The sequence below is a fragment of the Pantoea sp. GM01 genome (genome assembly GCF_000282675.1).
Taxonomy (GTDB): domain Bacteria; phylum Pseudomonadota; class Gammaproteobacteria; order Enterobacterales; family Enterobacteriaceae; genus Pantoea; species Pantoea nemavictus.
In genome coordinates, this window is record NZ_AKIU01000099.1 from 1 (window position 1) to 10,817 (window position 10,817).

Sequence of the window (10,817 nt, forward strand, 5' to 3'; positions counted from 1 at the left end):
GCGTGGCTGCCGCCGTTTTATATCCAGCACGGTTGGCTGCCGGAGCAGAGCGGTTACGTGCTGGGGGCTTTAACGCTAACCGAGGTGGTGGCGGGGTTTGTGCTGTCGGCGCTGATTCACCGCTTCCGCGATCGTCGCCGTCCGCTGCTCGTGGTCTTGGCCCTGATTTTGTTGGGTTTGATCAGCCTGATATTACTGGGCGGCGCGCAGGTGTGGCTGCCCACCTTGCTGCTGGGATTGGGCATCGGCGCGTTGTTCCCGCTTTCGCTAATTGTCACGCTGGATCATGCGCACACGCCAGAAGAGGCGGGCGCGCTGCTCTCCTTCGTGCAGGGCGGTGGCTATTTGCTGGCAGCGCTAATGCCGCTGATTGCCGGCATGGTGCGCGATCGCGCTGCATCGCTGGATAGCGCGTGGGCAATAATGAGCGTGGGCATTGTGCTGCTGATGGTGATGGCGTTACGTTTCAAACCGCAGCAATAAAGAGTGTGATAAAACGTGGGGCAGTTTTTCGATAACCTCAGGTCGTCATTTATGACGACCTGGCAAACAAGGAGCACATATGTCGCCACAAGTGGGTATCGGCGTGTTAATTTTTCGCGATGGGAAACTGTTGTTAGGGCAGCGTAAAGGTAGCCATGGCGCAGGGGATTGGTCCGCGCCGGGCGGTCATCTGGAATTTGGTGAGGCGCCGGAAGCGTGCGCGCGACGCGAAGTGCTGGAAGAGACCGGCTTGCAGCTCGGTGAGGTGCAAAACGGCGCCTTTGTGAGCGATGTGTTTCCCGAGGTCAACAAGCATTACATCACGCTGTTACTGGTGGCGCAGGACGCTAGCGGCGAGCCGCAGTTGATGGAGCCGGAGAAGTGCAACGGCTGGCACTGGTTCGCGCCCGAGGAATTACCTGAACCGTTATTTGCGCCGCTGCGTAGCTGGATTACGCGTGATGGACTGGCGGCACTGCAGACGCTGGCGAAATCATCTTAGATGACCAACTTCATCACCGTCACATCTTCATTAGCAATCTCGCGCTGTTCCACATCCTGCCAGCCGAAGCGGCGATAGAGCGCTTGTTGGTCGGGTGTATAAAGCCACAGCGCCGCGATGCCACGCAAACGCGCTTCGGCAATTAATTGCGTCACCAAAGCACTCGCCAGGCCTTTGCCACGATGTTCTGACGCGGTAATGACCTCGCCGAGCCAAAACTCGCGCTCGCTGAGATCGCCTAATTCGTAGTGGATGATGCTGGCGGTCGCCATTAACTCGCCAGCTGTGGTGGTCGCTACCAGCGTGACCGTTTTAGCCTGTTCCGCGTTGCGTGCCTGCAAGCGTTGCTGAATAACAGATGCATCGCGCCAGTTTGGTAAATCTGACCATTCACGATGCAACATCTGGGTGACCGCATCGAATAACTGTGGCTGCTGCGCCAACGGGCTGATGTGCATGCAGAGTCCTAAAGTGAGCAGGCGAGAGTGACAACATAGCGGTTAGCTGTTGATATTGCCAAGCAAACTGCGCAGCACGCTAGCGCCCGGCATCATCTGCTGAATACCTTGTTGTCGCCGGGATTCACAGTTAACCTGGCTGGTTGGCTAATGCCACCGCATCTTCACCGGCCGGAATGCGCGTCGGCGCATCGGGATCGGTTGCCGCGCGCCACACCGCTTCAGCAACATCGCTCGCTTTGGTGGTCGGCTGCGGCTGTTGCATCGCGTTAAACACGCCATCAAGCAGCGGCTGATACGGTTCAAGCTGGGTGTTTTCCATGCGCGGCATCGCGTTCTTGCCGAAATCGGTGGTGGGAGCCAGACCCGGCAGCACCAGACGCACGTTGATGTTGAACGGTTGTAGCTCCAGCGCCAGCGATTCGGTAAAGGCATTCACCGCGGCTTTACTGCCGGTGTAAACCGCCAGCAGCGGTAAGGATTTCAATGTGACCGTCGATGTCACGTTGATAATGGTACCGCTCTGCCTGGCACGGAACTGCGGCAGCACAGCCTGCGTCAGTGCAATCGTGCCGAGCGTGTTAGTTTCAAAGACGTCGCGCACGGTCGACATTGGCGTGCCTTCTAGCGAGGTCAGCACGCCAATTCCAGCATTGTTCACCAGCACGTCAATATCACCCGCTGCGGCGATAGCCTGCTCGATACTGGCCGCATCGCTGACATCCAACTGCAGCAAACGCAGATTATCTGCAGCGGGAAACAGGTCGGCACGCGGATTGCGCATGGTGGCGATCACGTTCCAGCCGCGCTCGAGGAAATAGAGCGCGGTGGCGTGACCAAAGCCGGAAGAACAGCCGGTGATTAGAATCGTTTTCATCTCTCACTCCTGCATTGCCTTAGGGTAGGTGATCACTATAGAGTCAATGTGCTGGACTCACTACAATGCAGAGTCCTACTTTCATTAGCAGGAGTCCAAATGATCGATCCCTTAGCTGAGATGGTTTCGTTGCTACAGCCGCAAGCAGCTTTCTCCAAGCGTGCGCGAGCGAATGGCCGCTGGCGCGTACATCGTAGCGAAACTGGCCAACCGTTCTATTGCCTGGTGCTGGCAGGCCGCAGCCAATTGAAGATGAAAGGGCATGCGCCAATAACCCTTGAGCAGGGCGACTTTGTACTGATTCCGGCCGCATGGGAATTTTGCATGACCAGCGCTGAACCACCTGCCGACGATGCGCCAGAAACCGTGCCGCAGATGCTTGCACCCGGCGAGTTCTGGATTGGCGATCAGCAGCAGCCAGCGGACGTGGAAACCTTGATTGGCTATTGCCAGTTCGGCGCGCCCGATGCTGGATTGATCGTCTCGCTGCTGCCACAGTTTATTCAGGTGCGCGGTGAATCCCGTTTGACCACCTTGGTGCAATTGGTGATGGACGAATGTCGCGCGCAGCGGCCGGCGCGCCATGTGGTGCTTGAGCGCTTGCTGGAGCTGCTGTTAATAGAGGCGCTGCGATCGATGCCGATCTGTAATGCGTGTCCGGGCGTAATGGGCGGATTAGCCGATGAGCGCCTGGCGGCAGCGATCCGCGCTATTCACGCTAATCCCGCGCACAGCTGGACGGTGGCAGAACTGGCTAAAGCCGCTGCGCTTTCGCGTTCCGCTTTCTTTGTGCGTTTTCGGGCCGCAGTTGGCGTCGCGCCGATGGTTTATCTGCTGACGTGGCGCATGGCGCTCGCGAAAAATCTGCTGCGTGGTAAAAACATGGCGGTAGCCGAAGTGGCGGAGCGCGTCGGTTATCGCTCTGCCAGCGCGTTCAGCGTGGCATTCAGCCGCTACGTCGGCCAGCCACCTGCATGGTTTGCGGCCGAAGCAGAACAGGATGTTTAGCGATAAAGCTTCAAATTGCCGGTTAAACGGGTAATTTTTTTCTTGTGACCGATCAAACCCAACGCCACCAACTCAATATGATCGCTGTGCGCGTTGGCGATACGTTCGCCATATTCATCGTAGGTTTTGCAGGATTGTGCCAGCGCGCTGAACGGCATCGCAAAGATTTCGTTATCGATGCCGCTTATTTGCTGCAACTCGCGCAGGTAATTGCCATCAGCCAATAACACCGGCAGCGGCGCGTAAATAACGCCAGGATAGTTCACGCCGTCCTGGCTCTGCTGGTCCGGCCCCACCAAATTGCCTATCAATTTTCCAAAACTAATGGCGATAACGCTACAAGCGTTCATTGCCAATCCTGCGGGCAGTTGCTGATCAATCACGATGGTGCAGCGATGGGTGTTTGCGTCGAAATTCATGATACAGCCTTCACTTTGAGTGGGTTTAGAGGTGAGCGCTTCAGCGAATAATGCTGGTTTGCCTGGTGCGCATAAATGCGCACCCTACGACGTAGGGTCGCCATTCATGGCGACCTGGCGACTTCCGCGCAATGATTCTGATGGCAATCATCAAGTGAAAAGTATACGGCAAGGCGAAAGAAAAGTGCTTGCGGAATGCATTGCAAAAAGGACGCGTTAGGGATAAAAAATCCCTAAATCGCAAAACTACGGAAAGGATTATCCCTTTATGAGCTTAAGCAAGACAGATATCAAAATTCTTCAGCAGTTGCAGCAGGACGCGCGCATCACCAACCAACACCTCGCCGACGAAATTGGCCTCTCCGCATCCCCCACCTGGCGCAAAGTGCGCAAGCTGGAAGAGGATGAAGTGATTCAGGGTTATCGTGCGGTACTTAATCGAAAAAAGATTGGCCTTAATGTGATGGTGTTCGTGCGCGTCTCTATTGATAGCCACAGTGAAGCCGAAGCGCGTAAATTCGAACAGGAAGTGATGTCGCTGGATAATGTGGTGTCCTGCTATAGCATCGGCGGCGATGCCGATTTCTTATTGCAGGTGGTGGCGGCAGATATGGATGCGTATGCCGACTTCGCGATGTCGGTTATTCGTAGACTGCCGGGGATAAAAGAGATGCAGAGTATGTTTGTGCTGAAGGAGATAAAGGGATTGGCGGCCTGGCCTTTAAGTAAATAATTTCTTATATATAAATATTAGAGTGTTATTTTAGCGGTTTAGCTTAAATGAGTGCTGGACCAATAACTCGCTGCATATAATGAATAGGTCCGACTTAAAATAAAATTAATTTAGCCAAATTCCTAAATCCTCTCTCCCATCTCACAAATCCTTAACTCAAACTAGACGCTAACCCTACCTAGCGTTGATACTCATTTCACCCAATTTCAAACATTAAAAACCTGAAACAAAATAATTCAGTCAGTTAAACAAACCTGAAGCGTACATCCGTACGCAATTTGTCTTTTCTCTGTTGAGGAAAACATTGTGTTTAAATTAAATCCGGTGTTACTAAGCCTTGTGGCTGCGCAAGGCATGATGTTCCCTGTGCTGCCGACAACGGCTGCGATATTAAAGCCCTATACGCCTGAAATTAATGACAATAAAGTGGGGGCGTACTGTTTATGTAATGGGAGCACGCAAACGCTCAGTGGATTGCCGCAGTTTACGCCCGGTGAGAATGGCACGGGCAGCGTGACGATTGGTGAGTTGCGCACTATTGGTCGAATTATCAATGACAATGTTATTGGCGAGGCGCGACTGCAAATCGGTCAGCAGAGCTATTTAATTGGTATTCCTAATTATGAGGAAAATACTTACACCACATATTCAGTGTTTAAAACGTCTGAAATTGTCGATCTTCCCGCAGTAGGTCTGGAAACCGTAGTGCCAGATTATTTTGATGTAAACGACAAACAATATATTAATGCACGCGTCGCTGCCGTTAGCAATGGCACGCTTAATATCGATATTGGCAAGCATAACGCAGCGGCCAATTCCTCAACGAATAGCTGGTCGATGGCGGCGAAGCAAAGCCAGTTGTTTACCGCCAGCAACAAAGGCAACCTCAACTGGAATTCCAATAATCGCATCACCTTCACCGCAGGCACCACGCCATACGGCGGCGATCGCCTGGCTTATGACGTGGGCAACGTGGTGCAATATGCGGGTGTCTTCACCGTCAATACGCTGGACGGCGGCACCAGCACCTTCAACGTCACCAATCTCAATGAACTTCGCAATTACAACGATTGGCTGATCGATCAACTGTCCAACGCCAATCTCAGCACCGACAGCTACAACGCAGAATTTAACAAAGCCTACGCGCTGCGGGACGGACGCGTGGTCTATCGCATGAGCAGCAACAACTTCGACGATGAGGTGGCGCTACCGATTTTCGATCAGGTGGTGCTCAGCGCCGATGGTCCTAAGGCGACGGTCAAAATCAATCGCGGCAAAACGCTGGAGGTGGTGAACAGTAATAGCGTGGTGATGCGCGCCATAAATGGCGCGAAAGCGATTATCAATGGCAAGCTCTCCAGCACCGGTTCTGGCCTGGAGTTGCTCAACGGCGCGCGCGGAATAAACAATGGCGTGATTAATGCCGGTTTTCTTAACAATGCCAACGGTAAAGGCGTCGATAGCAGCACGGTTGGCGCGGGCGGTAGCGCGGTGACCGCCAATTACAGTAGCCACTTTATCAATCGAGGCGTCATCAATCTGCAACCCGGCGCGGGCTTTAGTACCGGCATCAGTTCCTACAACAGCAAGGTGGTGAACCACGGCAATATCAATGTCGGCGTCAGCGACATTTCCGGCGCTGGCGGCGCGGCGGGCGTGCTGCCGAGCAGCGATGGAAACGGTAGTTTCGTGAATGCCAAAGACGGCACCCTCTATATCGGCCGTGCACCGCAGAATCGTAAAAATGATCGCAGCGAAGAGGTCGCCGTTAATTTGAGTGGCGGTGTCAGCGGCATTTATCAGCTGCTGGATTCAAAAGTGATTAACGATGGCCGCATCGTGATTGGTTCCAAAGTACAAAATGCGGTGGGAATGCGGGTAGAACTTGCGCCGAACGCCGTTACCCGCAACAACGGTGTGATCGATGTAAACGGCAAAGCGCAATATCAGCCCCTGGAAAACGTTGGCATGTTGGCGATTAATGCCGGCAGCGGCGGTAAGGTGGGCAATGCTGGCACCATCAATCTTAATGGCGATAACGGCACCGGCCTCAAAGTCATCGCGCGTGATGGTGACAGCGCTAGCGCTTACTCCAGCGGCACCATTAACGTGCGTGGTGATGCCGATCGTTTTAGCGGCACCAACAATACCGCGGTTTGGGTGATAGGTGAGCCGGGCAGCAGCGCTACGGCTAATGTCAGCGGGAAAATTAATTTGCGCGGCACGGCAGGCATCGGCATCCGCGCTGAAGGCAATGCCACAGTCAACGTCACTCCCAGCGCCGTGCCCTCATCCGTAGGCAATGGAGACTTTCTCGCTCAGCGACAAATCAGTTTTTACACCATCGGGCCCAACGCCAAAATCAACTTGCCGGCTAACGGGCACTACGCCACATCTAGTAACGGCGGCACGCTTTTTCGCCTTGAGCAGGGCGCGGATTTTGATGGCCGCGGCATGACGCTCTCCATGAATGCGCCCTTTGCCCTTGGCGTATTTGCCGCTGGCGACGGCAGCGAGATCGCCACTCACGGTGCGACCTTCAATCTGAACAGTGATTACGCTTCCGGGCTGTGGATTACCGACGGTGCACGTGCCACCGTTGATGCGGCAACCAAGGTCAACCTTATCGGTCAAGATGCCCGCTGGGCTCAAGTGGACGGTAATCGCTATTTGTTGCAGGGCTCTGTGGTTAATCCCGACACGCAGTTTAATGAAAATACCTTGTTAACCAACCATGCAGCGCTAAGCGGTAATGATAAATTTCAGCGTGGTTTGATTGCGCGTAATCATGCGCAGGTGATCAATACCGCCAATATCAGCTTAATGGGGTTGGCACCGCAGGCAATCTATGCGACCAACGGCGGCAAGGTGACCAATAGCGGCGAAATCAGCGTCGCCAATAATGGTGTGGCGCTGTATGCCGATGGTTATGAGTTTGTCGGCGACAAGGTGACAACCACTGACATCAACAATACCGGTACGCTGAATATTTACTCGGGCGCCTACGGCTTTATTGCCTATGACCGGCTATCCCGCATCATTCAAAACAGCGCCATGAATCTGTATGGCGATTACACGGTCGGTGGACTGGTGAGCGCGGGGGGACAGGTAAACCTTGGCCCGCAGAGTAGCGTGGTGTTTCATCATCCACAGCAGGTGGGCTATCAGATTCAGGATCACGGTTCGCGGCTGATCAGCAATGGTGGCAACGTTAACGTCAGTACTGAAGGTTCGACGTTGTATGAAGTCGCCACTGAGGGGGGGCTCTACCCGCAGGCCGCCGGCACCGTTACGCTCAGCGGCAAAAACACCACCGGTATTGTGGTGTCAGAGTCGGGATCCTACGTGTCTGGGACCGATAATTATCTTGTTACCGGCAAGAATGCCACGGTGATGCGCGCAACCTATAACGCTTCCGGCGTATTAACCAACACCATCACGCTTAACGGACGCAACAATACCGCGGCACGGGCGAGTACCAATGAAACGGAGATCTACGCCGCCGGTTTAATCAACGGCAATGGCCGCCATGCCACCGCTTTTGATGTCAGCGACGGTGCGCGCATTTTCAACCAGTATCAGGGTGCAGTCGATCTGCGCGGCCCCAACAGCACCGGCGCGCGCGTGCATGACGGCGGTAATTTCATTAACCGTGGCAGCATCCATATTGCTTCGGGCACGGGCGTAGACGTCAGCAGCGGCTACGGCCAATACGTGCCAATGGATAGCTCACTGCGCGTTGACGACGGCATCGCCGCGTTGCGTGTTGGCGACGGTGGCTGGCTAAAAATCTATGGTGACGGGCAGGGCGCGAGCACGATACAAGCGATGCGCAAAGCCGACGGTTTGCTGCTCGATAGCGGTGCGCAGGGCGTTGAAGCCAACGACATCATTATCGGCGCTTTAGGCAGCGGAAGTGCCCTCAATAACCGCGCTGAAACCGCCAACATCTCGCTGGATAACGTGATGCTTGAAGTATCAGGCGGCAACGGCGTGCGTTCGGCCACCTCATTTGATCCTAATGGTCGTGTGCTGATTAACGTCAGCGGCACCGGCACCGGCTATCGCTTCGAAAATGAAGATGGCTCGACCACCAGTAACGATCTGGTGATCGGCAAGGACTATTCGATTCTGGTTTCCACGCAGGGCACCGGCGTTCGCGCCAATACCAGCGGCAGAGTCATTTCGCAGGGGTCGATTAGCATTCGCGATGCTAACGGCGGCTCGGCGATTAAGACCAGCACCGCCAGCCAGGTGATCAATCAGGGATCGATTAGCTCACTCAGTCGCGTCTCTCCGCTGATCGATTTGCGCGGCGGAAACACGGTATTTGTCAATGAAGGCACCATCAACGCACCGTTCCCGGATCAGGTCGTAGTGGCCGGTGGCGCAGGCAATGATGTGATCGCGCTGCTTGATGGTTCGGTAATTGGCGACGTGAATACCGGCAGCGGCAGCGATGAGCTGATCGTTACCGGCGGCACGCTGAACGGCAGCCTGACGATGGGCAGCGGTGCGGCGAATCAGGCGACGGTGCAAAAAGTCAGCCTGGCGGATACGCGCCACATCACCACGGAAAACGGAGCGGGCAGCACGCTTAACCTCAGCAAGCTGTCGGCGCGCGGCGGTTCCTTTGCCAGCGATGATGCCAGCAAAGGCACCAATCTCGGCGCGGGCTGGAGCACGCTCAACTTCTTCGATACTCAATGGACGCTGACCGACAACATCAAACTGGCGCATAGCACCATCAATATCGATGCCGGCAGTACGCTGTTCGCCGGTGATAACGTCAATCCGCTACTGCAGGGCGCAACCGACGATTCGCTGGTGGTAAACAACGCCGGTACGCTGGATCTCACCAACGGCGGCAACGCAGCGGCGAATACTTTAACCATTGATGGCGATTTGGCATCAACCGGCGGCAACCTGAAACTCAATTCGACGGCAACGCAAAGTGATTTGTTACGCGTCAATGGCAACGCCACGGGCACCACTTTGATTGAGGATAAACTGGCTGGCGGCCCGCTGCTGGATAGCAACCGCGATGGCGTGATTGCTGCCAACGAAGGCGTCTCGCTGGCGCAGGTAACCGGTAACGCCAGCGCCGCCAGCTTTGTGCTGAAGAATGGCTATGTCGCATCCGGGCCGTGGCAATACGGCTTAGCCAGCTTCGCGCCGGTCAGTTCGGCTGCGGGTACATGGGATTATCGTCTCGCCAATACCTTCGTCTGTGAAGACGGCTCGCTGTGCCAGCCGCAAGCGGGCAGCGGCCAGCGTGCGGCGCGCCTGGCCGTTACACCGCAGGTGCCATCGTATATCTCGGCGCCGGTTGGTCTGGCTTACTACTCGCTGGCGGTGACTGACGACTTGCATAAGCGCCTCGGTGAACTGCGTCAGCAGCAAGGCGGGCCTGAAGGCGTGGGCGGCGAGATGTTTATTCGTTATCTCGGCTCTAATCTGAAGTACCAAAGCAATCGCGGTTCAGCCGATTACGGTTACGACTTCGACCTGGATTACAGCGCGGTGCAACTGGGCGGCAATCTGCTGCAGGTTGATGGCGCTGAAGAGAGCCTGCGCGGTGGGGTGGCGTATACGCGGGGTAATACGCGCATTCGTCCACAGGCGGCGGACGGTTACAGCTCCACAAGTTTCGATAGCGACACCCTTTCGCTCTACGGCACCTGGCTGCGCGACAGCGGATTCTACCTCGATGGCTCATTGAGTTGGGGCTGGTATCGCGGCGAAACGGATATTGCGCGGCAGAAAGAGGTGGCATCACCGAAAGGCAACGGCTGGACGGCCTCGGTGGAGTCGGGCTATCCGTTCACCTTCGCCAACGGCGTGCGCCTCGAACCGCAGGCGCAAATTACCTGGCTGCAGATGAAGATGGATAGCTTCACCGATCGTGATAACACCCGCGTGTCGTATAACGATTACGATCAAACCATTGGCCGCCTCGGCGCGCGCCTCGATCGCACCTGGCAAGACGGCAGCCAGAACGCCTATACGCCATATGTTCGCGCCAATTACTACAAAGGCTGGGGCGGCACTGCGAAAACCAAAATTGGTGCGGCGGATGCAGAAGGCAGTCAAACGTTTGACAGCGGTAAATTCGGCCAGATGTGGGATGTCGGCCTGGGCGGCAGCGCAACGCTAAACAATGATATATCGTTGGATGCCGAAGCAGATTACCGCAAAGAGATCGACGGCAACGGCGCCAAAGGCTGGCGCTATAATGCGGGCGTTAGGTGGTCATTTTGATTGATCCAGGTCGCCATGAATGGCGTAATGCCGATCAGTTAAGTGCTGAGCGACTTTCGTTCGCCATCGGCTGGGG

The 10,817-nt window shown here is 55.3% G+C and carries 8 protein-coding genes; 5 read left to right on the top strand and 3 right to left on the bottom strand.

The window, feature by feature from the left end; all coding sequences use genetic code 11:
* Both PMI17_RS24320 and PMI17_RS24325 read left to right on the top strand, forming a co-directional pair.
* On the top strand, nt 1–483 hold a 483-nt coding region (locus tag PMI17_RS24320; protein ID WP_007894090.1), incomplete at its 5' end, for an MFS transporter.
* A 79-nt stretch (nt 484–562) separates the two neighbouring features.
* Nucleotides 563–985 carry an NUDIX hydrolase gene (locus tag PMI17_RS24325; RefSeq protein WP_007894091.1) on the top strand — a complete coding sequence of 141 codons (423 nt, stop codon included), beginning with the start codon at nt 563–565 and terminating at the stop codon, nt 983–985.
* Here PMI17_RS24325 and PMI17_RS24330 read toward each other — a convergent pair.
* Both PMI17_RS24330 and PMI17_RS24335 read right to left on the bottom strand, forming a co-directional pair.
* A complete protein-coding gene (locus tag PMI17_RS24330) occupies nt 982–1,443 on the bottom strand; it encodes a GNAT family N-acetyltransferase (protein ID WP_007894096.1) in 462 nt (153 codons plus the stop codon). The two genes, PMI17_RS24325 and PMI17_RS24330, sit on opposite strands and share 4 nt — an antisense overlap.
* A 130-nt stretch (nt 1,444–1,573) precedes the next feature.
* On the bottom strand, nt 1,574–2,320 hold the full coding sequence (locus PMI17_RS24335; RefSeq protein WP_007894100.1) for an SDR family oxidoreductase: 747 nt from the start codon (nt 2,318–2,320) through the stop codon (nt 1,574–1,576).
* 99 nt (nt 2,321–2,419) lie between these two features.
* On the opposite strand from PMI17_RS24335, the gene PMI17_RS24340 reads away from it, so the two are divergent.
* Nucleotides 2,420–3,328, top strand: coding sequence for an AraC family transcriptional regulator (locus tag PMI17_RS24340; protein ID WP_007894103.1), 909 nt, complete (start codon nt 2,420–2,422; stop codon nt 3,326–3,328).
* On the opposite strand, the gene PMI17_RS24345 is transcribed toward PMI17_RS24340, so the two are convergent.
* Complete coding sequence (locus PMI17_RS24345) at nt 3,325–3,747, bottom strand: DUF2000 domain-containing protein (RefSeq protein WP_007894105.1); 423 nt, start codon at nt 3,745–3,747, stop codon at nt 3,325–3,327. The two genes, PMI17_RS24340 and PMI17_RS24345, sit on opposite strands and share 4 nt — an antisense overlap.
* A gap of 268 nt (nt 3,748–4,015) precedes the next feature.
* Between PMI17_RS24345 and PMI17_RS24350 the strand changes: the two genes are divergently transcribed.
* Together PMI17_RS24350 and PMI17_RS24355 are read left to right on the top strand one after the other, a co-directional pair.
* The gene (locus PMI17_RS24350) at nt 4,016–4,480 is read left to right on the top strand and encodes an Lrp/AsnC family transcriptional regulator (protein ID WP_007894108.1); all 465 of its coding nucleotides are present in this window, start codon (nt 4,016–4,018) and stop codon (nt 4,478–4,480) included.
* A gap of 306 nt (nt 4,481–4,786) precedes the next feature.
* On the top strand, nt 4,787–10,741 hold the full coding sequence (locus tag PMI17_RS24355; RefSeq protein WP_007894119.1) for an autotransporter outer membrane beta-barrel domain-containing protein: 5,955 nt from the start codon (nt 4,787–4,789) through the stop codon (nt 10,739–10,741).
* Nucleotides 10,742–10,817: the final 76 nt, after the last annotated feature.

What these genes read in the sequence shown, in the direction of transcription:
- PMI17_RS24325 (WP_007894091.1), top strand. Translation starts at nt 563, where the DNA reads ATGTCGCCACAAGTGGGTATCGGCGTGTTAATTTTTCGCGATGGGAAA.
- PMI17_RS24330 (WP_007894096.1), bottom strand. Translation starts at nt 1,443, where the DNA reads ATGCACATCAGCCCGTTGGCGCAGCAGCCACAGTTATTCGATGCGGTC.
- PMI17_RS24335 (WP_007894100.1), bottom strand. Translation starts at nt 2,320, where the DNA reads ATGAAAACGATTCTAATCACCGGCTGTTCTTCCGGCTTTGGTCACGCC.
- PMI17_RS24340 (WP_007894103.1), top strand. Translation starts at nt 2,420, where the DNA reads ATGATCGATCCCTTAGCTGAGATGGTTTCGTTGCTACAGCCGCAAGCA.
- PMI17_RS24345 (WP_007894105.1), bottom strand. Translation starts at nt 3,747, where the DNA reads ATGAATTTCGACGCAAACACCCATCGCTGCACCATCGTGATTGATCAG.
- PMI17_RS24350 (WP_007894108.1), top strand. Translation starts at nt 4,016, where the DNA reads ATGAGCTTAAGCAAGACAGATATCAAAATTCTTCAGCAGTTGCAGCAG.